This window comes from Motilimonas sp. E26 (genome assembly GCF_021278025.1).
Lineage (GTDB): Bacteria > Pseudomonadota > Gammaproteobacteria > Enterobacterales > CBDFNC01 > Motilimonas.
Genome location: NZ_JAIBHJ010000009.1, coordinates 1 through 25813, shown reverse-complemented (window position 1 = coordinate 25813; position 25813 = coordinate 1). Strand labels below are relative to the sequence as shown.

25 protein-coding genes are annotated in these 25813 nt (G+C 43.3%); 11 read left to right on the top strand and 14 right to left on the bottom strand.

Annotation, left to right across the window (positions count from 1 at the left end):
- Positions 1-29: 29 nt before the first annotated feature.
- From K1M91_RS09765 to trxA, 3 genes are all read right to left on the bottom strand, one after another.
- Positions 30-1145, bottom strand: a complete 1116-nt coding sequence (locus K1M91_RS09765; RefSeq protein ID WP_232801567.1) for a hypothetical protein — start codon at positions 1143-1145, stop codon at positions 30-32.
- A 126-nt stretch (positions 1146-1271) separates the two neighbouring features.
- On the bottom strand, positions 1272-2537 hold the full coding sequence (gene rho, locus K1M91_RS09760; protein WP_232801566.1) for a transcription termination factor Rho: 1266 nt from the start codon (positions 2535-2537) through the stop codon (positions 1272-1274).
- Between the two features lie 235 nt (positions 2538-2772).
- Positions 2773-3099, bottom strand: coding sequence for a thioredoxin TrxA (gene trxA / locus K1M91_RS09755; RefSeq protein ID WP_232801565.1), 327 nt, complete (start codon positions 3097-3099; stop codon positions 2773-2775).
- Between the two features lie 110 nt (positions 3100-3209).
- On the opposite strand from trxA, the gene rhlB reads away from it, so the two are divergent.
- Complete coding sequence (rhlB, locus tag K1M91_RS09750) at positions 3210-4487, top strand: ATP-dependent RNA helicase RhlB (RefSeq protein WP_232801564.1); 1278 nt, start codon at positions 3210-3212, stop codon at positions 4485-4487.
- A gap of 80 nt (positions 4488-4567) precedes the next feature.
- On the top strand, positions 4568-6067 hold the full coding sequence (gene gppA / locus K1M91_RS09745) for a guanosine-5'-triphosphate,3'-diphosphate diphosphatase (protein ID WP_348983264.1): 1500 nt from the start codon (positions 4568-4570) through the stop codon (positions 6065-6067).
- 72 nt (positions 6068-6139) lie between these two features.
- Here gppA and K1M91_RS09740 read toward each other — a convergent pair whose 3' ends face one another.
- The 4 genes from K1M91_RS09740 to yjeH all read right to left on the bottom strand — a co-directional run bounded on the left by K1M91_RS09740 (position 6140) and on the right by yjeH (position 10576).
- Positions 6140-7033, bottom strand: coding sequence for a cation diffusion facilitator family transporter (locus tag K1M91_RS09740; RefSeq protein WP_232801563.1), 894 nt, complete (start codon positions 7031-7033; stop codon positions 6140-6142).
- Positions 7034-7317: 284 nt separating this feature from the next.
- Entirely contained in the window at positions 7318-8196 is an 879-nt protein-coding gene (locus tag K1M91_RS09735) for a LysR family transcriptional regulator (RefSeq protein WP_232801562.1), read from the bottom strand.
- A gap of 8 nt (positions 8197-8204) precedes the next feature.
- Positions 8205-9239, bottom strand: coding sequence for a porphobilinogen synthase (gene hemB / locus K1M91_RS09730; RefSeq protein ID WP_232801561.1), 1035 nt, complete (start codon positions 9237-9239; stop codon positions 8205-8207).
- Between the two features lie 74 nt (positions 9240-9313).
- Entirely contained in the window at positions 9314-10576 is a 1263-nt protein-coding gene (yjeH, locus tag K1M91_RS09725; RefSeq protein ID WP_232801560.1) for an L-methionine/branched-chain amino acid transporter, read from the bottom strand.
- Between the two features lie 347 nt (positions 10577-10923).
- On the opposite strand from yjeH, the gene K1M91_RS09720 reads away from it, so the two are divergent.
- The 8 genes from K1M91_RS09720 to K1M91_RS09685 all read left to right on the top strand — a co-directional run bounded on the left by K1M91_RS09720 (position 10924) and on the right by K1M91_RS09685 (position 18612).
- Positions 10924-11199: a hypothetical protein gene (locus K1M91_RS09720; RefSeq protein ID WP_232801559.1), complete on the top strand. Its 276-nt coding sequence runs from the start codon at positions 10924-10926 to the stop codon at positions 11197-11199.
- A 184-nt stretch (positions 11200-11383) separates the two neighbouring features.
- Positions 11384-11593 (top strand): hypothetical protein, encoded by a 210-nt coding sequence (locus K1M91_RS09715; protein ID WP_232801558.1) that lies wholly within the window; start codon positions 11384-11386, stop codon positions 11591-11593.
- A gap of 116 nt (positions 11594-11709) precedes the next feature.
- A complete protein-coding gene (locus tag K1M91_RS09710; protein ID WP_232801557.1) occupies positions 11710-12789 on the top strand; it encodes a BamA/TamA family outer membrane protein in 1080 nt (359 codons plus the stop codon).
- Between the two features lie 25 nt (positions 12790-12814).
- Complete coding sequence (locus K1M91_RS09705; RefSeq protein ID WP_232801556.1) at positions 12815-14509, top strand: L,D-transpeptidase family protein; 1695 nt, start codon at positions 12815-12817, stop codon at positions 14507-14509.
- A 432-nt stretch (positions 14510-14941) separates the two neighbouring features.
- Positions 14942-15934 carry a hypothetical protein gene (locus K1M91_RS09700; RefSeq protein ID WP_232801555.1) on the top strand — a complete coding sequence of 331 codons (993 nt, stop codon included), beginning with the start codon at positions 14942-14944 and terminating at the stop codon, positions 15932-15934.
- A gap of 178 nt (positions 15935-16112) precedes the next feature.
- Positions 16113-16388, top strand: a complete 276-nt coding sequence (locus K1M91_RS09695; protein ID WP_232801554.1) for a peptidylprolyl isomerase — start codon at positions 16113-16115, stop codon at positions 16386-16388.
- A 130-nt stretch (positions 16389-16518) separates the two neighbouring features.
- The gene (locus K1M91_RS09690) at positions 16519-16803 is read left to right on the top strand and encodes a Rho-binding antiterminator (RefSeq protein ID WP_232801553.1); all 285 of its coding nucleotides are present in this window, start codon (positions 16519-16521) and stop codon (positions 16801-16803) included.
- A gap of 174 nt (positions 16804-16977) precedes the next feature.
- Complete coding sequence (locus tag K1M91_RS09685) at positions 16978-18612, top strand: methyl-accepting chemotaxis protein (protein ID WP_232801552.1); 1635 nt, start codon at positions 16978-16980, stop codon at positions 18610-18612.
- A gap of 37 nt (positions 18613-18649) precedes the next feature.
- Here the strand turns inward: K1M91_RS09685 and K1M91_RS09680 are convergent, their stop codons facing one another.
- From K1M91_RS09680 to ubiE, 7 genes are all read right to left on the bottom strand, one after another.
- Positions 18650-19429: a TatD family hydrolase gene (locus K1M91_RS09680; protein ID WP_232801551.1), complete on the bottom strand. Its 780-nt coding sequence runs from the start codon at positions 19427-19429 to the stop codon at positions 18650-18652.
- Positions 19426-20184, bottom strand: a complete 759-nt coding sequence (tatC, locus tag K1M91_RS09675) for a twin-arginine translocase subunit TatC (protein ID WP_232801550.1) — start codon at positions 20182-20184, stop codon at positions 19426-19428. The genes K1M91_RS09680 and tatC overlap by 4 nt, the downstream gene beginning before the upstream one ends.
- Positions 20185-20571, bottom strand: a complete 387-nt coding sequence (tatB, locus tag K1M91_RS09670; protein WP_232801549.1) for a Sec-independent protein translocase protein TatB — start codon at positions 20569-20571, stop codon at positions 20185-20187.
- 6 nt (positions 20572-20577) lie between these two features.
- Positions 20578-20817, bottom strand: coding sequence for a Sec-independent protein translocase subunit TatA (gene tatA, locus K1M91_RS09665; RefSeq protein ID WP_232801548.1), 240 nt, complete (start codon positions 20815-20817; stop codon positions 20578-20580).
- Positions 20818-20921: 104 nt separating this feature from the next.
- Entirely contained in the window at positions 20922-22556 is a 1635-nt protein-coding gene (ubiB, locus tag K1M91_RS09660) for a ubiquinone biosynthesis regulatory protein kinase UbiB (protein WP_232801666.1), read from the bottom strand.
- Positions 22556-23170 (bottom strand): SCP2 sterol-binding domain-containing protein, encoded by a 615-nt coding sequence (locus tag K1M91_RS09655; protein ID WP_232801547.1) that lies wholly within the window; start codon positions 23168-23170, stop codon positions 22556-22558. Before K1M91_RS09655 ends, ubiB begins: the two co-directional genes overlap by 1 nt.
- Positions 23171-23179: 9 nt before the next feature.
- On the bottom strand, positions 23180-23965 hold the full coding sequence (gene ubiE, locus K1M91_RS09650) for a bifunctional demethylmenaquinone methyltransferase/2-methoxy-6-polyprenyl-1,4-benzoquinol methylase UbiE (protein WP_232801665.1): 786 nt from the start codon (positions 23963-23965) through the stop codon (positions 23180-23182).
- A 556-nt stretch (positions 23966-24521) separates the two neighbouring features.
- On the opposite strand from ubiE, the gene K1M91_RS09645 reads away from it, so the two are divergent.
- A complete protein-coding gene (locus tag K1M91_RS09645; RefSeq protein WP_282561119.1) occupies positions 24522-25784 on the top strand; it encodes a HAMP domain-containing protein in 1263 nt (420 codons plus the stop codon).
- Positions 25785-25813: the final 29 nt, after the last annotated feature.

Here is a 25813-nt window from a genome sequence, read left to right as displayed (position 1 = left end):
TGCTTTACTTGAAAAGAAAAAGCTGGCGACTAGCGCTGTGGTACAGGGCCATAGTTTTTGCGGATTTCATCTAGTTCAAACAGCTGTTTAATAAGGCGTTTTGCTTCAGGGGAAGTATTGAGAAATAAACTAAGCCAGGCATTTTGGGTATCAGTATTGGCGGGGTCGCCCTCGGTTACTAACTGCACCAGACGAGACAAAATATTATGATCGGTGAGTTGCGCCAACACTTGTGCCGCTACTTCACCCATGTCTTCACTGGATAAAGCCGCCATCAAATACGATTCCGCCTGGGGAGGCATCGGCTTTAACTCTGCCATTAATTGCCAAGCATGCTCTGTTAACTCTTCGTTTTGCGCTGCAATCCAAAGCAACTCAAATGCATGCTCCGAAGGATAATTATGTTTAACCCACCAAGCGGCTTTCATACTGTGTTGATCCACAGGACGTTGCCAAAGACGCCGATAAAAAGCCTCACTGCCATTTAACATCGCAATATTGGCTATCACTAAATTGTCAGGAAAAAATACATGTTTGCTCTCAAGCTCTCGCTCTAACCATTGTAGTCGCTTTGGGTTTTGCATTGGCAACACTTTCACCAGCGACTCTTGTTGGTCTTCAATGTAGGGGTTATTACTGTTAAAAATGGCCTTCACGTCCAGCAAGCCTTGACTTAACTGACGTTTAAACTCTAAATGCTGGTTTTTGACTCGCCAGCCACGCAGCGCAGCCCGAGCCAGTGCGGGATAATCGAACGCAGGCTCGCTAACAATAAAATCTTCGTTACGTTTTTCGAGTAATACGTGCGGCCGAGATTGCGACAGCTCGACTAGCCAATTACGAATTTTCTCGTCGATATGGTCTGTCACCATCGCTTGTTGGCAGATAAGCAAGAGTAGGTATTCGTATTGCGCGCGAGGTAGGGTAATTAAGTTAGCATTTACTGTGTCTAAATCACCTTGCAGTAACAAAGGCAATAGAGAATTAAAGCGATCTTTCAGTTGATAGCTTTGTTCAATTAAAGCAACGTGACGCTCATCAATGACAAAGGTCTCGTCGTTATTGTCGGTGAAGTTGCTGGATTGAGCAATTACGGGGAAGCTAAACAACCAGACCGTCAGCCGCATCCATTTGGCGAAGGCCATTAAACACATCCTACTTTGGCATTTACCATTTGAGTGTGCGCTTAAAATAAACGAATTACAAATTTTGGCCGCAGTTAAAAAGCCATTTTAGAAGGGAGGTCACAAAGGTAACCTCCCTATTAACGATTACGATTTCTGACGCTTCATCGCATCAAAGAATTCATCGTTAGATTTAGTCATCGAAAGCTTATCGATTAAGAATTCCATCGCATCAATGTCACCCATAGGATGAACAATTTTACGTAATATCCACATTTTCTGAAGTTCATCAGCAGTGGTCAGTAATTCTTCACGACGCGTGCCACTGCGAGTAATATCAATGGCAGGATAAACGCGTTTTTCAGCAATCTTACGGTTCAGATGTAACTCTAGGTTACCAGTACCTTTAAACTCTTCGTAGATAACTTCATCCATTTTAGAGCCCGTGTCGATCAAGGCTGTTGCAATGATAGTTAAGCTACCGCCTTCTTCAACATTACGCGCCGCACCAAAGAAACGCTTGGGACGATGTAATGCATTGGCGTCAACACCACCAGTTAATACCTTGCCAGAGCTAGGAATAACGGTGTTATATGCACGAGCCAAACGCGTTACTGAGTCAAGTAAGATGATCACATCTTTTTTGTGCTCAACCAGACGTTTAGCCTTTTCAATAACCATTTCAGCCACTTGCACGTGACGACTAGCAGGCTCATCAAAGGTAGAAGCAACCACTTCACCGCGCACTAGGCGTTGCATTTCCGTTACTTCTTCAGGACGTTCGTCAATTAAAAGCACCATTAACACAGCGTCAGGGTGGTTAAAAGCAATGCTCTGCGCAATATTTTGCAGCAACATGGTTTTACCCGCTTTTGGCGGTGCAACCACTAAGCCACGCTGGCCTTTACCGATAGGCGATGCCAAATCAAGAATACGAGCGGTAATGTCTTCGGTACTGCCGTTACCACGCTCCATACGCAAACGCGCATTGGGGTGAATTGGCGTTAAGTTTTCAAATAATACCTTGTTACGGGCATTTTCAGGCTTGTCGTAGTTTACTTCGTTAATTTTTAACAGAGCAAAGTAACGCTCACCTTCTTTAGGTGGTCTGATTTTTCCTGCTACCGTATCACCGGTACGCAGATTAAAACGGCGAATTTGGCTTGGAGAAACATAGATATCATCTGGGCCAGCAAGATAAGAGCTGTCTGCACTACGCAAAAAGCCAAAACCGTCTTGCAAGATTTCTAACACACCGTCGCCAAAAATGTCTTCGCCACTTTTTGCATGCGCTTTGAGAATCGAGAAAATAATGTCTTGTTTACGTAAACGAGCTAGGTTTTCTAGCCCCATCGATTCACCAAGTTTAATTAACTCAGGTACGGGGGTATGTTTTAAGTCGGTAAGATTCATAGTTGTGGGGTTTTCAATGTGAGAAACTTGAATTAAGGGGTTAATAAACAGGTTATTGCGTATGAGAATAGCTGTTTGGAATTTTTCTAACGCTGAATAAATTAGCACTAAAACGGCAATGCGTCTACTAATTCACCAAAAATAGGGGGCACCGCGTGCCCCATATCACACTAAAAACACTATTAAGCGCATATAAAACAAGCTACTAAAGTGTTTAAAGCAGGCCTAATAAGCCTTAGATATTTTGCTCAAGAAACTCTTTTAACTGAGTTTTTGATAGTGCGCCTACTTTTGTTGCCGCTACCGCACCATCTTTAAATAATAACAACGTGGGGATACCACGAATACCAAACTTAGGTGGAGTTGCGCTGTTTTGGTCAATGTTTAATTTACCAACAGTCAGTTTGCCTTCGTACTCAGTGGCAATCTCGTCTAAGATCGGCGCGATCATTTTACATGGGCCACACCACTCTGCCCAAAAGTCAACCAATACCGGTCCGTTGGCATTTACAACATCTGCATCAAAACTTGCGTCTGTCAGTTGAACTATCTTGTCACTCATTTCTTACTCCAAAAAAATTTAGCTTCTGATGGATTTTTATCCACAAAGAGTCGTCTTATTTGAATAGATCCTGTTTCTTATTGCAAGCTTTACCTGATATGCTAACGCACATGAGCAAAACACACTTAACAGAACAGAAATTTTCAGACTTTGCATTACGCGCTGAAGTTATTTCTGGATTAGAAGCGAAAGGCTTCCACAATTGCACCCCGATTCAGGCGCTTAGCCTGCCTGTACTACTTGAAGGCAAAGATATTGCCGGACAAGCACAAACAGGCACCGGCAAAACAATCGCTTTTTTATCGGCCGTTTTCCATCACCTGTTAGAAAACCCTGCAGCAGAGGGCCGTAAACAAAATCAGCCGCGCGCGATTATTATGGCTCCCACCCGTGAACTTGCAGTACAAATTCACAATGATGCAGTATCAATGGCAAAAACCTGCAACCTCAGCATGGGGTTAATTTATGGTGGAGAAGGCTACGAAAGCCAACGCCAACAACTTGAAGCAGGTGTGGATGTGCTAATTGGCACCACTGGCCGTATTATTGATTATTTCAAACAAGGCGTTTTCTCTCTCAACGCAATCCAATGTGTTGTATTAGATGAAGCCGATCGTATGTTTGATTTAGGTTTCATTAAAGATATTCGTTATTTGTTCCGTCGCATGCCGGATCCTAAACAACGATTAAACATGCTGTTCTCTGCCACGCTGTCTTTCCGTGTGCAAGAACTGGCTTTTGAGCACATGAACGATCCCATTCATGTGCAAGTAGAAGCGGAGCAAATGACTGGCACGCGGATTAAACAGGAACTTTTCCGCCCGTCAAATGATCAAAAAATGCGTTTATTTATGACGTTAGTCGAAGAAGAATGGCCCGATAAAGCCATCGTTTTTGCTAATACTAAATATAAATGCGAACTGGTTTGGGGCCAACTTTCTGCCGATGGCCATCGTGCGGGACTACTCACTGGCGATGTCCCACAGAAAAAACGCTTAAAAATTCTGGACCAATTCACCAAAGGTGAACTGGACTTTTTAGTGGCAACAGACGTGGCAGCACGCGGCTTACACATTCCATCTGTGACTCACGTATTTAATTATGATCTTCCAGATGATGCAGAAGACTACGTACACCGTATTGGTCGTACTGGCCGAGCCGGTGAAAGTGGTCTTGCTATTAGTTTAGCCTGTGAAGAATACATCTTTAACTTACCAGCCATTGAGGAATACATTAAAACTGAAATTCCGGTCAGTGAGTTTGATGAAGATGCACTGATTGACGATCTGCCTCCTCCATTGCGTATTCATAAAGTAAAATCACCTAATACGCAAAAATTTAGAGACAAGTCAGGCAACAGATCGCACAATCATCGCAGAAAACCATAAGGTAAACCTAAGGCCTAAACCCTGAGTTTGCCCATTGCTGGCTTATAAGCTTAAGCCAGCCTATTTTGTAGGTGAACAAAGTGAGCAGTAAATCTCCTCTTTACGCAGCCATTGATCTTGGCTCAAATAGTTTTCACATGTTGGTGGTTCGCGAAGTCGAAGATGCCATTCGCACCATAGCCAAAGTAAAACGTAAAGTACGCTTAGCTGAAGGCCTAGATGATGACTTTAACCTAAGCCATGACGCGATGGTAAGAGGTTGGCAATGCTTGAGTTTATTTGCCGAACAACTGCAAGATATCCCAGCTGAAAATATTCGCATTGTCGGTACTGCCACTTTACGCTTAGCCAAAAACGTGAACACCTTTCTTGAACAAGCCGAAACCATACTCAACCATAAAATTGATATTATTTCTGGACTAGAAGAAGCTGCCACCATCTACCAAGGCGTGGCACAGACTAGCTGTGGTGAAGGTAATCGTTTAGTCATTGATATTGGCGGTGCCAGTACCGAGTTAGTGATAGGGGCAGCCTGTGATGCCTTACTGCTTAACAGTGTTAACATGGGCTGCGTTACTTGGCTAAAACGTTACTTCCCAGATCAAAAATTAAACGACACTAACTTTAACGCTGCGATCAACGGCGCTAAACAAGTACTAAAAGATGTCGCACAAGATTACCTTAATCTCGGTTGGCAAAACTGTGTCGGCGCTTCTGGTACCGTGCAGTCACTGCAAAACATTTTAAAAGCCCAAGGGCTTAATGAACAAGTCACCTTAGACAAGCTACTTGAACTGAAACAACAAAGCATTGAATGCGGCTCACTCGGCAAGTTAAAGTTACAAGGGTTATCCAGTGAGCGCTTAGCCGTATTTCCAAGCGGACTAGCCATTTTAATCGCTATTTTTGAATATCTTGATATTGATTCGATGACCTTAGCTGGCGGTGCGCTGCGTGAAGGTTTGGTCTACTCAATGATCGGTGAATCTCAATATCAAGGCGTGCGTGAACGCACCTTAAAAAGCCTAATAAGTCGTTATCAAATCGATCAAAAACAAGCACTACATGTTAAAAAGACGGCTGTGCAACTTTATAAAGCCATCACTAAAGTCATCGAATTAGACGATGAAGTGGCGTTACCCATGCTAACGAGTGCAGCGACCTTGTACGAAATAGGCCTATGTATTGAGTATAAAAAAGCACCACAGCACGCTGCTTACATAATTGATAATATCGATTTACCCGGTTTTACCCCTGCACAAAAACAGTTGCTTGCAGCTTTACTCTTTAACCAAAGAGGCAAGTTGGCGCTCGACATGTTTGCTCAGCAAAATGCCCTAGACTTAAGCCAGGCCGTCAGTTTATGTCGATTACTCAGGCTTGCCATCATTCTTTGCATGCGTCGCACCAAGGGCTCTATCCCCAATTTCACCTTAAGTGATGATGATGGCGCATGGACTCTTAGCTTACCTTCAGGTTGGCTAGCAGAGCACGCATTACGAGCAGCAGAGTTAGAGATAGAAGTAGAGCAAGAATTAAAAGCAGGGTTACAATTAACACTCGTTGAACAGCCCTTTTAAACTCGCTTGCTTGATTTACTCAGACATAAAAAAACCTGCCGCAGCAGGTTTTTTTATCGCTCAGATTTAGTATTAAGTTAACGCTAAATTCAATTGCGAACGAAATGGCAATCGCTCTAACTTTTTTTCCAGCTCTAGCTGCGCCATTTGAATTTGCTGTAACTGCAAACCTGGACTGGTTTTTTGCTCATCCAACTCAAGTTGAATGTGTAATTCACGTCCCACTTTAGTTAAACCAGCCAAACGAAACTTCACTGGGCTTTTTGCATCTAAACTGTGCACACATTGGTCAACTTGTTTCTCTAAACTATCGTCCGCTTTCATGTGCAATATTTCACGTACCGCACCTTGCACCATATTCAGGGGCATACGTATAAAGTAACAACTTACCATTAACATCATCACCGGATCAGCGTAAACGGCCCACTTAGCAAAGGGCGATGACTGCAGTAAAGCTGAAATAACAAAGCCAATCAATACAGCTAAGCTCAAGTAACCATCCATTTTCCACTGGGCATTTTCAGCTTCAAGTAAACCTGACTCTTCTGCTTTAGAAGCTCGGCTCATATAAGCAAAAATAACAAAACAGCCTATCGTGTTGATCACACCAATTAGCAGTGAAATATTGACATCAATTAAACGACCACCGGCGAAAAGAGACACCATAGCACCGTAAAAAGCATAGGCACATAAGATAAAAATGACACTGCCCTTGATGATCAGCACTAAAGGTTCAAAAATGGCACGGCCGAAAGGAAAAGCCTTGTCTCGAGGAGCGTCAATAATTCTGACAGCTAGTACAGATAATAATGTTAATGCAACACTGACTAAGGAATAAAAACCATCGAATGCAATAACCAAAGAACCCAGCATTAGACCAAACACAATAGACAAGATTGCAAAAAAAGCCGCCAACCATGCCGATAAAACCAGCAAACTTCGCTCTTTATTTGCGCTGTTACTCATATAACCCCCGAAACCATAAGATGACATGAGTGTCTGCTCAAATGTGTTTTTTTTCAAAAGGAGAAATAGAAAAAATCCACACGAAGAACACAGCATTGAAATTAATACATATAAATCAAAAGCTTAACCAATAAAAATAGAGTCAATATATTTGACGCTGAGTGACAGCATTTTTTACGGGCGATTTATTAAGGTTAATTGTGTCAGAATTGAAATAAAGAGAGCACAGCTCTACCTTATAAAATAAGTAAATAAAATCAATTAGATGTGTGTATTTCGTGTAATTAGTAAGAAAATAGGTATTCCGTAACTTGCTCTGCTAACCACTCCATTGCTGGGTGGGTTTGGCTAAAATCAGGGGTTAATAAACAAAATTCCTCTTGTACCAAACCATAAGAGTGACGAATGACACCTAACTGTTCTTCGCGCAAATACGACTTAATTAAAGGCTCGGGCAACACGCCCCAAGCCGACTCTCGTAAAATCGCATCCAGCATGTGTTCAAAGCTATTAAAGCCGATAAAGCGACTTGCCATCGGTGCTAATTCGGGGTTTTCTTTAAGGTTCAAATAGGCCAAACAAACTTGCAGTTCACGGCGTAAGTCAAAGTCTTCCACTCGACGCATTTTTGCCAGCTTGTGCTCACTGCGACACACCGACATCATGCGTATTTTGCCTAAGCGCTGATATTTCAAGCTCGGCATATCATCTAACACGTAGTCAATGCCAAAAGCATAATCTACCTGCTTAAGCTCGATCATCGACGCCAAATCACCACTAGAAGCTTGCACTAGACTGAATGAGGTGGCGGGATACTTTTTACTTAACGCTAAGGAAGTATCACGCCAAAAATCACCGGGCAATGAATCATCACGAGCGATCCAGATTTCGGCAGCAAAGGTATCTTCTTTCGCGCGGCACATATTTTTTATACGATCGGCGGTGGAGACTAAGTTTTCGCAATCACGCAAAATCGTTTTGCCCGCTTCACTTAGCTCCAAGCGATTACCGGAGCGAATGAACAACTCAACGCCCAAGTCTTTCTCTAGGCTTTTTAACGCCATGCTTAGGCGGGTACGGTTACTGTTAAGTAAACGCGCCGCTTCAGCAATGGAGCCTAACTCTGCCACACGGCAGAAGATTTCAACTTGGGCTAAGTTCATCTGTTAGCTTATTCGCCAACCTCTTCCGTCGCCTTAGCTTCATTAAGCCAAGTCGCTACATCTTTAGCAAAGTAAGTTAAAATACCATCGGCGCCAGCCCGTTTGAAACACAATAGCGACTCAAGTACACACTCTCGCTCTTTTAGCCAGCCGTTGATAATGGCCGCCTTATGCATCGCATATTCACCACTCACTTGGTAAGCAAAGGTGGGGACGCCAAACTCAGATTTTACCCGCTGTACAATATCAAGATAAGGCATACCCGGTTTAACCATCACCATATCGGCACCTTCTTGCAAATCCATCGCCACTTCTTGCAACGCTTCGTTACTGTTAGCAGGATCCATTTGATAGGTCGACTTATTGCCACCTTTTAGATTACCGGCACTGCCGACCGCATCACGAAACGGGCCGTAGTAATGAGAAGCATACTTGGCGCTATAGGCCATGATCTGGGTATTAACAAAACCAGCAGCTTCTAGTGCTTCACGAATGGCACCAATACGGCCATCCATCATATCCGATGGCGCAACTACATCTGCACCCGCTTCTGCATGAGATAAAGCTTGTTTAACTAAAATGTCAGTGGTGACATCATTTAGCACATAGCCTTGCTCATCAATAATGCCGTCTTGACCATGGATAGTGAAAGGATCCAGTGCTACGTCGGTGATCACACCTAACTCAGGGAACACGGCTTTCAAAGCGCGAACAGCTTTTTGTGCCAAACCTTTGGGGTTATAGGCTTCTTCTGCCAATTCACTTTTTAGTCCTGCTGGCGTGACAGGGAATAGCGCCACAGCTGGCACTCCTAAGGCCACCAGCTCTTTGGCTTCTTCAAGCAATAAGTCAATAGAAACACGGCTGACACCCGGCATCGACTCCACCGCTTCACGGCGATTATTACCTTCTACGATGAACATGGGGTAAATCAAGTCATTGACACTTAAGGTGTGTTCAGCGACTAAACGACGAGAAAAATCATGCTTACGGACACGACGAGGGCGACGATGGGGAAATCCACCAACAAAATTAATCGACACGCGGCTACTCCTGTTGCTACTAAAGCGCTAAATAATACCGACACATTATCATAAAGGCAGGATTTTATCAGTGATTACAAGGCGGTCGCCGGTTTACGTGCGAGGCGCTTTTGCTGCAAGTGGTAACCGACAAAAGTCAGAAAAAATACGGCCAAACCATACAGCACATCCACGCCCATCAACAACGCAACGCCACCACAAAACAAGGTGGTGAACCAAGCCCAATATCGCCCTATCCCTGATAATAATTTAATGGCCGCTAGCCCCGCCGCTAAATAAATCAAGACAAAAACAGCATTAGCATACGCCAGTAAACTAGCAAACGACCAGTCTAGCCATGCGCGCAATCCCAGTACAGCAGCAATCAGCAATACCACCACTAACACGGCAAGTGCTGGGCTTGAATTTGCATTAGTTTGTCCCAGCCGTTTAGGGACATAGCCCTGTTCGGCCATACTTGCGAGCATTCTAGCAAAACTCAACACGTATAAGTTAACCGCACAAAAACACGCAATAAAGCCCACTAAAGCCATTAATCTATGGCCCCAATCACCCAACGCGGATTGCGCAACAAATAAGACAGAGAGCAGGTTTTTAGCTTCAGAGCCATAAGCGCTATATTTAAGCACAGCAATACTGAGCACAAAATAGATAGATCCAGCCATGAGCACCCCCAGAAAAACCGCACGTGGGAAATCAACTTCAGACCGTTTAAAATCATTAGAAACATGGCAAATAGCTTCAATGCCGACAAAGCACCAAAAGATCGTTGCCATTGATTGCCCTAATTGCCATGGCATTAATTCTCCCTCAGGTAACGGCTGTTCTGACTGCCACAACGCCACACCACAAATGGCAATAATAATCGCTGTAACAATAAAGCTAAGCAGGGTTTGAAAACGCACCGAAGTGGTTAACTTCAATACATTAAGCAACAGAATAACCACTAACATTAGCAGCTCAATCAATATGCTTGTCGCGAGTGACCAATTAAATAACTGAGTTAAGTATGCCGCCCCAGTGATCAGCACAACGGGCGGCCCAATCGGCGCAATAGAGACGTATAACCAAGCTAAGCTCGCTGACGCTTTAGTGCCAAATGCCAATTTCACAAAGTGTGCAGTGCCGCCTTGATTCGCATAACGCTTACCTAGGGCTGCAAAAGTAAACACGATAGGTAAGATGGCAAACGCCATTAACAGCCAAGCCAACAAAGAATAAACACCCGATTCAGTCGCCACTAGCGCCGGCACCAATAATACTCCCGAGCCCAGTAACGTAGCCAACAGCATGCCGGCTCCCTGAATAACGCTAATATTGCCATGCTGTTTTGACATACACTTCGCTTAAAACGTTAAAAAATCAGTGTGCTAATAAATTCCTGATATGTCAATTAGCCCACTGTAAACCCTTAACCCTAGTATAATTTTTAGCTCGTAGTATATAGCCGATCAACTAGCAGCTGGATGCTTCAGAGCCTTACCTAAACGCGTATCAATGCATGCTGAAATTAAGCCCGTCTAGCCTGATGGGCTTTAGTTGCCACTAATATGAGAATTTTGCCACCGCTCACATAGCCCAGCCTCCAGTTCTGTGTATCCAGTGTTAGCATCGCAGTAAGAAAATCGACCCATACATTTGCAACGAGCATTTTCAGGCTATAATAAAGTGTGGAGGCTGAGACATGCAGATAGATAACGTACAAAGTCTGAATATATCTCCTGCTTCAGGGGTGCAACCTGCAGCAGCAAGCCAAGTCGCGTCAAAAACCTTAGCGCCTTCACCACAAAAAGAATTTTTAGCTCTCTCCCAAGAGGCTGAGCGTCTAGCACAACAAAATCAAACCAGCGCGACCGATTCAGTCAAAGTCAGCGCATCCACCGGGCAAAGCTCGGCGCAAGGCTCCCTCACTGAGCAACAAGCCATTGCCTTGTATCGAAAAATAGCGAGCTTACTGTAGACGATATGGAGTGACTCTAATCCGAGTAAAAATAAATATCCCACCAATCTCATTAACCACGTGATAAAACTTGTTTCACTCTAGAGCGTTATGATATTCCTAATACCAGCCAATAGACCCGCCTTAAAGTTGCTTAGGTATATTGCTTATTCACCCTCGGAGCTCGTATTTCAAGGAATGTCATTTGCGCTTTAATCTCATCACCCAGCTCGTTGTCACCTTATCCATCCTCAGCCGTCCAGCTTGGGCTATCGAAGACAACAGTAATACTTATACCCAATCAACCTGGAGATGCTTGATTTCAGCAAGTGTTTACAGGCGTTTAGGCAAGGTATTGATTGCAGGTAATGGCTTCCCCTTATCAAAATCAATCACGCGGCATAAACGCCTGTAAAACTTGCCCTTTGGGAGCACCACCGTGCTTTCACTACGTTGTTACGCTAATTTAAAAGGTGCCTACATTCTTGCATTAGCGTGCCTAGTATTGAAAACACGGTGGCACTCTGAAACATGCATCTTCAAGTTGATTGGGTATATTGCTATGGGCTTGATTCCTTTACGCCAGAATGGGCTGAGAACGCACGTGAATCAAAATACAAACTAAAAGTGCAAAAAGGAGACTTTATCGCGGTTCCAATCCCGCTGTCAGACCCTACATTAGGCTCAGGTATTGTTGGCGTTGCGGCTTATTACTATGGACAAACTGAACAAGAAAAAGAACAGCAGCCGCCAAACGTGACACAATTATTTAGCATGTACACCAACAACAAAAGCTATGGCATTGGTATTAACCAACAGAATTATTGGCAACAAGATAAATGGCGCTTTAACGCTACCTTGGCTTATGCCGACCTACAGCTTGACCTACTTGATGAAAACATTGCCAATATCCCCTTTAAAGTGGGTTGGCAAATCAATGGTGTCTTTGCCAAGACTCAGCTACTTCGCAGTGTTGCTGATAATTGGTACCTCGGCATACAAGCGAAATGGATTGAGAACGAGCAAACTTTCTCTACCTCATTAGACCGCCAAGATTGGCTATTTGCATCACAAACGCAGTCCATTGGAGCGGGTGCACTACTACAATACGACAGCCGCGATAATCAAACCAACGCTTATAATGGTCAGCGCTTTGAACTGGACGCCATGTTTAACGACCAAGCCCTTGGTAGCACCAATACATACCAGTCCTACCAAATACGCTATCGTTTTTATAAGCAATTACTCACGCCATTAATTTTTGCATTCGAAGCAAGAGGCTGTAACAAAAAAGGTAATGCCCCGCTGTGGGATTACTGCACCATCGGCCTAAGAGGATTTTCTGCCACCAACTACCTTGATAAAACCAGTGTTTCCAGCCAAGCTGAATTACGATGGCGTGCTTGGAAGAACTTAGGATTTGTTGGTTTTGCTGGCGCTGGCGAGCATGCCAAAACCATTAACAGCCTTGGTGAGCATGATGCTATTGCAAGCTATGGCGTAGGAATTCGCTACATGGTGTTAGAATCACAACGAATTAATTTACGCGTGGATTACGCAAAATCTAATGACGATGATGCTGTGTACTTGTCGGTCACCGAGGCGTTTTAGATCTTTTCAGCTGTCGAGGTCAACAATGAAAGGTATCAGCAGAAAACTGTCACTCAGTATTTTGGCTTTTCTCGTTTTTTCTAATCATGTTGAGGCTACAGAGCAAATCTATCAAACACCTGCAGCCTTAATACCTACCGAGATACCGACGACACCTATTGCTGGTTTGATCAACCCTTTGTTAGAGGCCGCCAATCCCCAACTGCTAGGCCAGTCCCTCGGTCAAATGCCCCTGCTCACTTTTATTTATCAAACACAGCAATACCAAATACTCTGGCGCGATAAGCAATACGCAGGTCAAGTGATCCAACTACTTGCGCAAGCTGACCAAGACGGGTTAAACCCTAACGACTATCATCTCGCCACACTGCAATCTTTGCACTTAAATTTACAACAAGCGAATCAACAAGCACTCGAGCCCAACGACCAAAGCAGCGCAGCGCAATTTGATATATTGCTCAGCGATGCCGTACTGACGTTTGCCCATCACCTCCATAATGGCAAACTCAACCCAGCAGAGCTTGACCCTACTTGGAATTATGATCCAGCCGCACTTGAGCATAATGCGACTTCGGTGCAACTATTGCAGCATATTCAACAGCAAACCATTGCCGAACTATTCGAGCAGCAACGCCCACAATATGATTTATACGGTCAACTTAAGCAGGCATTAGCACGCTACCGTGCCATCGCTGAGCGCTATCCATTTGAAGTGATCACAATTGACATAAAATCAATCAAGCCTGGAATGCTTCACCCTGCCATCCCGCTGCTTAAAAAACGTTTGCAGCAACTTGGTTATTCCTTTCCCGAAATCACTAATGAAGCCTTTGAAAGCGCCCTAGAACGTGAACAAACGTATCACCTTGCATGGGTAGAAACGATCAAGCAATTCCAGCAGCACCATGATCTCGACACAGATGGTGTGATTGGCCCCGCGACATTAGCGGCATTAAATATCCCCTATCAACAGCGAGCAGAAAAGATCAAAATCAATTTAGAGCGAGCACGCTGGCTGGCAACTGATCTCAGCCAAGAGTTTATCATCGTCAATATAGCCGGATTTGAATTATTTTTTTATCAAAGCGGTCAATTAAACTGGCAAACTAAAGTAATGGTAGGCACTCCACTCAATGCCACTCCAGTATTTAAATCGCAGCTGCAATATCTTGAGTTCAACCCGACTTGGACAGTACCGCGCAGTATTTTAAAAGAAATGTGGCATAAGATTCTTAATGAACCTGATTACCTAATAAAGCAACAGTACCAAGTGGTGCAAAATAATGGCCGTCCCGTTGAGTTAACAGAAATTGACTGGGAGGCCTATACGGCACGAAATTTTCCCTATCACTTAGTGCAGCAACCTTGGAAAAATAACGCCCTGGGACAAGTGAAGTTTATTTTCCCTAATCGGCACTCTGTTTTTTTACACGATACTCCGCAAAAACGTTTGTTTAACTCAGCACAACGCTCATTTAGCCATGGTTGTATTCGAGTTGAAAACCCCATGGAGCTAGCGCGACTATTACTCAATGATGATGCTAATTGGTCAGCACAAAACATTGCCCATGTTGTCGCCAGTGAAAAGCGGACACGAGTTAACATTAAACGGCCCATCGATGTATTTCTAATGTACTGGACCGTGAGCGTAAGTGGTGAAACGGTTAGCTTTCATCACGATCTATATCAACGCGATGACCTACTACTAAAACGACTATAAGTAAATCATACGCCGACTAAAAAGCTGAGTTACCTAAGCAAACTGAGCGGCCAACGTATTTTCGAAAACTTCAGCGCAGAGATGAAAAACGGCTTAAATTTATCCAACCATAGTGGTGAACTGACAGCCCATAGGATTAATGTTACAAGCATCAATCACTCGCGTTTCTACCCAGCTAATACTATCAACGACCACAATTCCCTTGCCATGACTTGCCGTGCTCCATACTTAAACTGCTGCTATTCAAGAGAAAAACCCCGACAATATTTGGGAATTTAATCCCATTTGAATGCGATAGATCTCATTCTAGTAAAATTGAAATTGACCCTATGGCAACGGGAAGATACATTCAGTTTAGAATTTATTTTGTCATAAAAGTGTCACAAAAGACTATTTAATAATTTTTCGCCTCATATTAATCAAGGAGTTGTAATGTTTAACAAGATTGTTGTTGCTATGTTAGCAGTAGGTGCTATGGCACAAGTTAATGCCAAATCAATGGATAACCTGTCACTAGAATTAGGCCCATCTGTGCTCAATACCGAACTATCCTCTGCTTCTGGTTTAGTTTCTCACGGTAAAGCACTATATGCGGTAGGTGATGACTCACCTTGGTTATTTAAACTCAACCAACGCTTTAATATTAAAGATAAACACCTAATCAAAGACTATCCAATGACCGAAGACGGCCGCATTGTCAAAGCAGTTAAGCCTGACTATGAAGCAATGGCAATGGTAGAGCACGAGTTAAAAGACTGGTTCCTTGTTTTGGGCTCAGGCAGCAAAGCGGAGGTGCGTGAATGGGGTTACATGATCGCCAAAAACACCAAGCAACAGATTGAGACATCACTTGCGCCTTTATACGCTCAATTATACCAAGCAGGTGGTTTTAGTGGTGACCAAGAGTTGAACATCGAAGGCTTAGCCATTGCCAAAGACAAAGCGTTCATCTTTAACCGTGGCAACTCAGGCGGCAATTTGATCTTTATGCTAGATAAAGCAGAGCTAGTTGATTACATGGTTGGTAAAATCACTCAAGTAACTGAGCTAAAAACCTTTAACGTAACGCTACCGACCGTGGCAGGTTTTGAAGCTGGGCTATCTGGTGGCGAATTCTGGGTTGAAGGTAAATCACTTGTCTACACAGCCTCAGTTGAAGCAACAGGTGATGCTTATAACGATGGTGAAATTCTGGGTAGCTTTATCGGCCTTATTCCATTAAAAGCATTCAAAAAAGAGCAGCAAAACATTGATTTAACCGCTACCTCTGTACCATTGCTAAACGAAATAGGTGAGCCAATCATCACCAAAGTTGAGTCTATTGCTATTGTAGAAAGTGACAAAGAGGAAATCTCTGGCGCACTTGTTAGCGATAACGATGACGGTACTAGCGAGTTCTTCTCATTTGAACTAGAAGTGGAATAGAAAGAACCCACACTATTGAGATACTAGCTATCGCGACCCAATAAAAATCACCGCCGCGCTATTATCTTGATCTTATTAATATCACTAAGCTCACCTACCCTTATCCCTTTAGGTGAGCTTTTCCTCCCTACCTAGCTAAGGTAACATGCACACTTCCACTCATATCAGGAACACCAGCATGAAAGCCAGCGCCGTCCATATCTTAGTTAAGCAACGTGATAAATGTGAAAAGCTGAAACAACAGCTCGACAAAGGTGCCGATTTCGCCAAACTCGCCAAACTTCACTCTGTTTGCCCTTCAGGCAAAAAAGGAGGATTTTTAGGCGAATTCCGTAAAGGCACTATGGTTAAAGCCTTTGATGATGTTGTCTTTAAGCAAGAGCTCTACAAAGTGCACGGCCCAATCAAAACCAAATTTGGCTTTCACCTAATTAAGATCCTCTATCGTAGTTGATAGCTTATTACCCAGCTAAGCTGTAAAATAGGTGCATCCACCAACAACTCCCATACACTTTCTAGCTTAGAAGCCGCTATACTTAGGCGCGAATCAAGCTTTAAGTGACGATGAGATAGAGGACGTGTCAATGAGTGAACTCAATCCTTACCAGCCCATTGCATGTGATAAGTATGACTACCTCGAGCTGGCGTGCCTTAAACAACAACCTTTACACTTGGTGCTGATAGATCAAAGTTGTCACCTTGTGATTCCTCACACGCTACGCATTAAGTCGGATCGAGGCGAGTGGCTAGAAGCCGAAGAAAATGGTCATCCTCAAGCGTTTCGACTTGATAGCATTAGTAAATTTAAGTTTGCCGAAATCAGCCTCCCGCAAGACTGGATAAACTTAGCGCCATATAAAAATGACTAAATTATGATTGATATAACGCGAACATAAAAAACAAAAAAAATCAAAATCTTAAATATTAATCAACCCAAAAATCCCCCAACCTCCCAGCAGCAAACAGACGCCAATTCGCATAAAAAAAATGAACATCGCTATACTCAACAAACAGAGGCAACTTGCCTGCCAGGGAGAAAGAGCATGGATCTACAAATTAAACACAAAATGATTTTGGCCTTACTCGTGCCATTATTATTGCTCGCTTCTATCAGCATACTAGCGGTTAATGTAATGGGAAAAATAGACCATAGCCTGAATAGTTTATATAACGACAGAGTTGTGCCTCTCGAAGACTTAAAAATCATTGCTGATGAATATGCCGTTTCGGTTATCGATGCCATTAACAAAGCCAACGCAGGGGGCATAAGTGCACAAGAAGCCGCTCTCGCCCTACAAAAAGCAACACGTACAATTGAACAACGCTGGGAAAAATACCTATCAACAACACTAACAACCAAAGAGCAGCAACTCGCACAAGAAGCCGATAAGTTGTTTACACCAGCCAACAATGCGATAACACACCTCCACAGTAAACTGGCCTCATTCAATGGCAACCTTTCCGGACAGCTCACTCAAGATATTATGCCTTTATACCAAGTCATCGATCCCATAAGCAGTAAAATATCTGAATTAATTAGCCTACAACTTCATGTGGCAAAAGAAGAAAGAGGAGCTGCGCATCAGGCTTACATCACCTCAACTAAATGGTTTATCACACTGACTATTTGCGCATTATTAGCCAGTATTATACTGGGGATTTGGGTTAACCGTAGCGTAATGAAGCCTATCACCAACATTTTAAGTACACTTAAAACAGTCAGAGAAGAGCTCGACCTTAGGGTCGATTTTAAGGTCTATAACAATGATGAATTAGGCCAAATCTCAAAAGATCTGACTGGGGTAATCCAACATCTAGGTAAAATTTTAAACGGCATTAGCCAAGCCGCAATGACCATCAATGAGTCAAGTGATGAGCTGAGCCGCTTTACTCAACAAACTAACGAACGAATGTCATTGCAACAAAATGAAACCGAACAGACAGCCACCGCAATGAACCAAATGACGGCCACAGTGCAAGAAGTCGCACAAAGTGCCAACTCGGCAGCAGACTCGGCAAGAGAGGCTGATAACACGGCCACTTCCGGTAACGAGATAGTACAAAAATCCATCCAAAGCATGTCAAAATTATCAGCACAAATTGAGCAAACATCCGTCGTCATCAATCGGTTGAATGTAGAGAGCCAAAATATCGGGCAGGTACTTGAAGTAATAAAAGGTATTGCTGAACAAACTAACTTACTGGCTCTTAACGCTGCAATTGAAGCCGCCCGTGCCGGTGAACAAGGCAGAGGTTTTGCAGTTGTAGCTGATGAAGTAAGAACGCTGGCACAACGTACACAAAAATCGACGTTAGAAATTGAATCTATGATTGAAAAATTACAATCAGGAGTACAAGAGGCTGTCACGGCAATGGAGCTTGGCACTCATGATGTTAAAGATGCCAATGATCATACCATTCAAGCAGGAGATGCTTTAATTAAAATTGTTAACTCGGTTGATGTCATCAGCGACATGAACACCCATATCGCGACGGCGGCAGAAGAGCAAAGTAGCGTTGCCGAAGCCATTAACCAAAGCATAATAGCTATCAGTGATATCGCAAAAACAGCCAGTACCGCAGCACAAGAATTAGAAATATCGGTGGGTCAACTAAATGAGGTTGCTGTTAACATGCGCTCTCAGGTCGGCGAGTTTAAGCTTAAATCAGAGCATTAACTATGGCTTTACACTTATTCAAGCAGTAAACGAAAACTTAAAGAGAGAAAAACTGCTCGCTGGTCGCTGTGGCTTGTTTAATCAATTCAGCTATATTCTGTCCTCGAGCATCTGCGATAGTTTGCGCAATATGAGGCAGATATTGCGGTAGGTTACGGCTCGATTTTGGCTTAGGACGCAACGTGCGCGGCAATAAATACGGGCTATCTGTTTCTATCATCAAGCGGTTACCTGGGATGAGTTTAACTGCTTGATGTAAATGTAAGCCACGGCGCTCATCACAAATCCAGCCGGTGATGCCAATATGTAAATCAAGATCGAGGTAAGCTTTTAAATCATCTAATTCACCTGTAAAGCAGTGCAATACGGCAGCAGGTAAGCGATCCCGATAAAGTTTGAGAATATCAATAAATCGAGCCCTTGCATCACGCTCATGCATAAACACCGGTAATTGCAGCTCGACCGCTAACTCAAGCTGCTGCTCAAATACTTTATCTTGCACTGGTCGAGGTGAAAAATCTCGATTGTAGTCTAAGCCACACTCCCCCACCGCTTTAACTTGAGGCAAGGCCCATAATTCACGTAACGATGCCCATGTTGATTCAGACACACTTTTTGCATCATGCGGGTGCACCCCTGCCGTGGCATAAAGATAACCGGGATATTCAGCAGCAAGCTCAGCTGCGGCTTGGCTTTCGGCTAAATTAGTACCGGTAACTATCATTCCTGTTACGCCCGCATCTTGGGCTTGTGCGATAACTTGCCCCCGGTCTTTATCAAAGCGCTTGTTGGTTAAATTAATACCGATATCGATCATGCAGATTCACTCCCATCATCTGCTGGTGCTTTCACATAAAAACGAGAAAACAGCAAGCCTAACTCAAATAACAACAGCATAGGAATCGCTAGCATGGTTTGTGAAATGATATCTGGCGGCGTCAATAACATACCAATCACAAACGCAGCCACCACAATATAAGGTCGCTTAGCTTTAAGTTGGGCTGGCGTCGTGGCCCCAGTCCAACAAAGTAACAAGGTTGCAATTGGGATTTCAAATGCTAGGCCAAAAGCAAAAAATAATTTAAGAACAAAATCTAAATAACTACTAATATCGGTAGCAATGGTGACGCCTTCGGGCGCTACCGAGGTAAAGAATTGAAACGCAAGGGGGAAAACCACATAGTAAGCAAACGCTATACCACCATAAAATAGCACCGCACTAAAAAATACTAACGGGGCGACCAGCTTTTTTTCGTGTTGATATAAACCTGGCGCAATAAATCCCCAAGCTTGATACAACAAATACGGCATTGCTAAGAAGATACTTAGCACTATGGTTAATTTAATGGGCGTGAAAAAAGGTGTCGCAACATCCGTTGCTATCATACTGGTGCCTTCAGGAAGGCGACTGGTCAGAGGCTCAGCAACAAAATAGTAAATATCATTGGCAAAGTAGACTAGGCCAAGAAAAATCACCGCCACCGCCATCACAGCGCGTAACAAGCGGTTACGCAGCTCCATTAAATGACTAATTAATGGCGCCGCAGATTGCTCTGGTTTTACGTCAGACATTTATTTCTTTTCCTGCTCGTCGCCCTTTATGTCAACAGACGGGGGGACATCATTATTTACCACACTCGACTCAGGATCCGAAGCAGCTGGATTTTTAGCATAAGGTCGAGTGACTGACTCTGCCGCTTGTTTTAAGCTTTCTACTGATTCATGTAACTCGGGTGAAATATCTTTCAACCCCTGTTGCTCAGCCTTACGCAAATTTTCATGTAACTCATGAATCTTCAACTCTTGGGAAAGCTCATTCTTCATTGTATTGGCAGTCCCTTTCACGGTGCGAACCCAATGCAACACCGTTCGTATCGCAACAGGTAAACGCTCAGGGCCTAATACAATCAAACCAATCACTGAAATAAGGACGATTTCCCAAAAACCGATATCAAACATAGCGGGTTAATCCTGCTCTTTTTGTTTGCTTTTTTCGTCTTTTGGATCCAAATCTGCTTGTTTCTTTTGTGCTGGATCAGCCAAATTTTTGGTGCTATCTGCAGAGTCATCATCGCTCATGGCTTTTTTAAAGCCCTTTACCGCCCCGCCAATATCGCCACCCATGTTACGCAATTTTTTTGTGCCAAATAATAAAATCACTATTGCCGCAATGATCAGTAACTGCCAAATGCTAATGCCACCCATAATGTTATCCCGTTTATAAAGTTAGATGATTAATATAAGTTTAAAACCACTGAGCAATAACGCTCTCTTATGCTTAGTTTACTCTAAAGTTGCACCAAACAATGTTACTCTTTTGCGGTGTGTAAATAAGCTTTAACACAAGCCAGCCCCCCTAAGACGGCCGCTATTTTTGCCAGTGTATCTTGCTCACCATATAGCACAGCCCCAGCCACTAATAATGCGCCGCCCAATATGCCCCAAAATCGACTTTTTGCCATGTTACGGCTATGTTGATGAAAAGCTCGCTGCATTTTGTTTAATTGATGTTGCTGGTTTCTAAACTGTTTTAGCCCGTCATAAATTAGCTCGGGAAATTCAGGTAACTTCTCAGCCCAAAATGGTGCTTTATCTTTCACCGCGTTAATAACAGATTTAGGGCCTACCTGCTCCATCATCCAGTTTTCCAGAAATGGTTTAGCTGTTTTCCATAAATCAAGCTGAGGATAAAGCTGACGGCCTAAGCCTTCGATATACAATAACGTTTTTTGCAACAACACTAATTGCGGTTGCACTTTCATATTAAAACGACGCGCAGTATTAAATAAGTTAAGTAATACATGACCAAATGAGATTTCTGATAACGGTTTTTCAAAAATCGGCTCACACACGGCGCGGATCGCAAATTCAAACTCTTCTACTTTAGTTTCGATGGGTACCCAACCTGAATCAACATGTAGTTGAGCCACTTTACGGTAATCACGATTAAAAAAGGCCAAGAAATTTTCCGCTAAATAGCGTTGGTCTTCTTTATTGAGTGTGCCAACAATACCGCAATCAATGCCTATCCACATCGGGTCTTCGGGATGTTCACGCGAAACGAAAACGTTCCCTGGGTGCATATCTGCATGAAAAAAACTGTCACGAAACACTTGTGCAAAAAAGGTCTCAACACCGCGCTCGGCCAATAACTTCATGTTAGTGCCTTGCGCTTCCAGTGCCGCGATATCTGAAACAGGAATACCGTAAATTCGCTCCATCACCAACACTTTATGAGTGCAGTAATCACTGTATATTTCAGGCACATACAATTCTTTCGAGCCCTCAAAATTACGCCGTAACTGAATAGCATTAGCGCCTTCACGCATCAAGTCCAGTTCATCTATGATGGTTTTTTCGTATTCTTCAACCACCTCAACCGGACGTAAGCGATCTGCTTCAGGGGCATATTTGGCAACAATCTGTGCCAGTAACTTCATTAATTGCACATCCGCCTTAATAATTTGACCGATGCCAGGGCGAATAACTTTCACCACCACCGCGCGGCCATCCTGTTTTAAGGTGGCAGTATGTACTTGAGCAATGGAAGCTGAAGCCAAGGGAGTGGCATCAAAGTCATCAAAAATATTCTCAACTTTGTCACCTAAATAGCGCTCAATCTGCTCAATAGCCAGATCGCCGCAAAAGGGCTTCACTTGATCTTGTAGTAAAGCTAACTGCTCGGCAAACTCAGGCGGTAATAAGTCACGCCGAGTAGACAGCATTTGGCCAAGCTTAATATAAACGGGGCCGAGTTCTTGCAGCGCTAAGCGACAGCGTTCCGGCAGCGCCATGTCTGGAAATTCATTCTCAATCCAAAACAAAGCCTTGCGACCAAAACGGCTGCCTAAAGGTAGGTGCTCGTAGGGGACTAACTCATCTAAACCATATTTTAAAAAAGTTTTAGCGATCGCATAAAAACGACCTATCTCTGCAAACTTCATCATTTAGTTACTTGCTCTGCCAATTGCGCTAGCCGTGCCGAGGTAGCATGAGTGCGTTTTTCAAGGGCGCTTACTTCATCACAAAAATAAGCCACTTCGAGTGGTCCCGGTGCCAACCGGTATTCTTCCGTAATGATTTCACCAATATTATGCTGTAATCGGCAAAGTTGCTGGCCAGCTAAGCGTTTAACTTGCAACAGCCCATAACAAAGTTTGTGCGCGAAAACATCACCCAAATAACGTGATAACTCGTCTTCCCAGTCAATGTCCATTTCTGTCAACAACTGCGCAAACTGCTGCAATAACTGAATATCACCTTCAACTTCGAGTTTTTCTTGCTTAATGAGCGAAGTGGTTTTAGCGCTGTCTTTTAACTCATCCAATGCCGAAATTGAAAGCTTAACCAGCACATCTGGCTGGCCTTCATATTCACCCAGCACATCAACTTGTTGCAAGCTAATAACAAAGTAGAAAGGGCTAGGTAACTCTTTCAACTCTATAGAAAATACCTTACCTGCGAGTTTTTTTCGCCGAGCTTGCCCTTGCCGATCCAATAATTGCAGTGAATTAATACCGGTTTCAACACCGGCACTGATCAGGCTTAATAAAGGCATAGCTTACTCCTAGAACTTATAACCGCGGTGCAAGGCAACAATGCCGCCAGTCATATTAAAATATTCAACGCCTTCGAAACCAGCGTCTTCCATCATTCCTTTCAAGGTCTCTTGGTCAGGATGCATACGAATACTTTCGGCTAAATAACGATAACTGTCAGCATCATTAGCCACCAGCTTGCCCATAGCAGGAAGAAAGTTGAAGGAATAAAAATCGTAGAGCTTACTGAGTATTGGCTGGTCTGTTTTAGAAAACTCTAAAACTAACAAACGCCCACCCGGTTTTAACACGCGGAACATAGAGCGAATAGCTTTATCTTTGTCGGTGACATTGCGTAAACCAAAGGCGATAGTGATCAAGTCAAAATGGTTATCAGGGAAAGGCAACGCTTCTGCATTTGCTTGCACATACTCAACATTACCTTCAATACCAAGATCACGTAGCTTGGCCCGCCCCACCTTTAACATTGAATCATTAATGTCAGCGAGTACAACATGGCCCTGCTCTCCCACCACGCGAGAAAATTTAGCCGTTAAATCACCAGTACCACCTGCCAAGTCAAGTACCTTTTGGCCAGGACGAATGCCTGAGCAGTCAATAGCAAAACGCTTCCAAATACGATGAATGCCAAATGACATAAAGTCGTTCATAATATCGTACTTGGTCGCCACTGAATGAAACACCTCAGCAACTTTATCGGCTTTTTCAGCCTTGGCTATGGTTCGGTAACCAAAATGCGTCGTTTCGTCATGCTTAGCGTTATCATGGGCCGCTTGATCAACCTGCTCCGTCATCATGTATCCTTAAATTCCTGACTAGGCAGCTAGTTTACTTGATGCCGCGCCACCACTCCAGCAATTACCCACAGATAGCAACAGGCAAAAGAAACAACCAAATGCCATGCAACCCCAATAAGAATAGCGATTAGATTGATTCAGCATGAATTATGTATGAATTATAGTTAATGAAAAAAGAATAAAAGCAACTAAAACAAAGGGATAAAAATTAACAGACAAGTGAAACATCAATAAAAACGACAGATATTCTACTTTTCTCAGCTACACTGGATTTTGACAAACAGAGAGATTTTACGGTTACTCTCTGCTGCGATGTAAATAGAGCTCACTTGCTCATAATCGGTTAAGGATTCGCGCTTATGGGGATAAGGGTCGCATCCTTATTGAGCGCCAATAATTATGACAAGTGAGCCGCTTCCAATTTATTATTTGTTTATATAAGCCACCACTTCCACAGCGCCAAAAATCTCAACTACAATAATTCTAACTATTTATTAAATCGATCCTTTTCGATATTCCTACCGAATTATTTATCCATGAATAAAAGGAATATATGTCTTTAGTCACTAAATTATTGTTGCTGATTAGCGCAGTTGTGCTTTCGGTGATGCTTATTATGGGCTTTTACATTATTCAGAATGTAAAAAAGGTCGATAATAAACAAGTGCAACAGTTATTGCACAGTTACTTAAGTTTGGCTGAAGCACGATTTAACGATCGAGCTGAGTTTTTAATACACAACGCCATTGTTACTGCGCAAAACCCCAACGTACAAGATGCCCTGCAACGTCATCAACCGCAAAATATCTCCACCCAACTCAATAATATTGTCGCCCTGTATCCTTACTTAACTTACATTTTAGTGTTAGACATGGATGCCGATATTCTTGCTGCAAGTAATCGAGATAGTTCTGGCTCCGTTTTTAACACCGTCACCTGGCTAGGGAAAAGTAGCTTAAGCCACCCTTTATTTCCCAATAGTTCAGCCCACCAACCCCTCATAAGTAACCCTAATGTCGATCCTTGGCTATCACAACAAAACACACTGCAACAATGGATCATGGCACCGGTGATACAAAAAGGCGACCAACTTGGCTGGGTCGTATTGTCATTTGATTGGCAAACCGCCAGCGAAGACACTTTATTACAGCTAACAAAAGAGCAAAATAGCCGAGGCTCAGCAATCATTGACGCCCTGATCACCAATCAGAGCAACATTGTTATTGTTAGCTCTACCCCTTCCCAAGAAGGTAAGCCCTTTTTAGCCAGTGACGACATACATGTTATTAGTCAACCGATACAGGTGGCTAACCAGTCAATGAATATTTATCTGCTCCATGATAAAGCACAGCTTAACGCTGTCTTTGCTCATACTGAGCAGTTAATGCTCAGTATGGTTGCCGGCATGACCATCCTGCTTATAACAGCTTTGTACTGGGGCTTACAACGTTACTTATTTAATAGAATAGCCATTTTACACCAAGGCACAGAACTGTTAGAACAAGGAGATTTTGGTTATCGGCTACCTAATTTGGGCCAAGATGAACTAGGCAAGCTCGGAAGTGCTTTCAACCATTTAGCAGAAAGCTTAGCCTACTCAAAGGCTCAACTAGAGTACGAAAAGCAAACCTTAGATGACAGAATTTTAGCTCGCACCCAAGAATTAGAAATAGCCAACAAGAAAGCAGAGGCTAGCGCCCAAGCCAAGAGTGAATTTCTTGCCGCCATGAGTCATGAAATTCGGACTCCTATGAATGGCGTGCTCGGCACTGAGGAATCCCCTGATGATTTCATTAAAAATCATAAATTTAAGTAGAATGGCATCTTTCCGTATGATCTAATGAA

Bases quoted from the DNA above. Each gene is read 5' to 3' on its own strand.
- K1M91_RS09645 (WP_282561119.1), top strand. From the start codon at position 24,522: ATGTCTTTAGTCACTAAATTATTGTTGCTGATTAGCGCAGTTGTGCTT.
- K1M91_RS09690 (WP_232801553.1), top strand. From the start codon at position 16,519: ATGAGTGAACTCAATCCTTACCAGCCCATTGCATGTGATAAGTATGAC.
- K1M91_RS09700 (WP_232801555.1), top strand. From the start codon at position 14,942: ATGTTTAACAAGATTGTTGTTGCTATGTTAGCAGTAGGTGCTATGGCA.
- K1M91_RS09705 (WP_232801556.1), top strand. From the start codon at position 12,815: ATGAAAGGTATCAGCAGAAAACTGTCACTCAGTATTTTGGCTTTTCTC.
- K1M91_RS09740 (WP_232801563.1), bottom strand. From the start codon at position 7,033: ATGAGTAACAGCGCAAATAAAGAGCGAAGTTTGCTGGTTTTATCGGCA.
- K1M91_RS09685 (WP_232801552.1), top strand. From the start codon at position 16,978: ATGGATCTACAAATTAAACACAAAATGATTTTGGCCTTACTCGTGCCA.
- K1M91_RS09655 (WP_232801547.1), bottom strand. From the start codon at position 23,170: ATGCCTTTATTAAGCCTGATCAGTGCCGGTGTTGAAACCGGTATTAAT.
- K1M91_RS09735 (WP_232801562.1), bottom strand. From the start codon at position 8,196: ATGAACTTAGCCCAAGTTGAAATCTTCTGCCGTGTGGCAGAGTTAGGC.
- trxA (WP_232801565.1), bottom strand. From the start codon at position 3,099: ATGAGTGACAAGATAGTTCAACTGACAGACGCAAGTTTTGATGCAGAT.
- tatC (WP_232801550.1), bottom strand. From the start codon at position 20,184: ATGTCTGACGTAAAACCAGAGCAATCTGCGGCGCCATTAATTAGTCAT.
- tatB (WP_232801549.1), bottom strand. From the start codon at position 20,571: ATGTTTGATATCGGTTTTTGGGAAATCGTCCTTATTTCAGTGATTGGT.
- tatA (WP_232801548.1), bottom strand. From the start codon at position 20,817: ATGGGTGGCATTAGCATTTGGCAGTTACTGATCATTGCGGCAATAGTG.
- K1M91_RS09720 (WP_232801559.1), top strand. From the start codon at position 10,924: ATGCAGATAGATAACGTACAAAGTCTGAATATATCTCCTGCTTCAGGG.
- K1M91_RS09680 (WP_232801551.1), bottom strand. From the start codon at position 19,429: ATGATCGATATCGGTATTAATTTAACCAACAAGCGCTTTGATAAAGAC.
- K1M91_RS09695 (WP_232801554.1), top strand. From the start codon at position 16,113: ATGAAAGCCAGCGCCGTCCATATCTTAGTTAAGCAACGTGATAAATGT.
- yjeH (WP_232801560.1), bottom strand. From the start codon at position 10,576: ATGTCAAAACAGCATGGCAATATTAGCGTTATTCAGGGAGCCGGCATG.
- K1M91_RS09765 (WP_232801567.1), bottom strand. From the start codon at position 1,145: ATGGCCTTCGCCAAATGGATGCGGCTGACGGTCTGGTTGTTTAGCTTC.
- rho (WP_232801566.1), bottom strand. From the start codon at position 2,537: ATGAATCTTACCGACTTAAAACATACCCCCGTACCTGAGTTAATTAAA.
- rhlB (WP_232801564.1), top strand. From the start codon at position 3,210: ATGAGCAAAACACACTTAACAGAACAGAAATTTTCAGACTTTGCATTA.
- ubiB (WP_232801666.1), bottom strand. From the start codon at position 22,556: ATGAAGTTTGCAGAGATAGGTCGTTTTTATGCGATCGCTAAAACTTTT.
- ubiE (WP_232801665.1), bottom strand. From the start codon at position 23,965: ATGACGGAGCAGGTTGATCAAGCGGCCCATGATAACGCTAAGCATGAC.
- K1M91_RS09710 (WP_232801557.1), top strand. From the start codon at position 11,710: ATGCATCTTCAAGTTGATTGGGTATATTGCTATGGGCTTGATTCCTTT.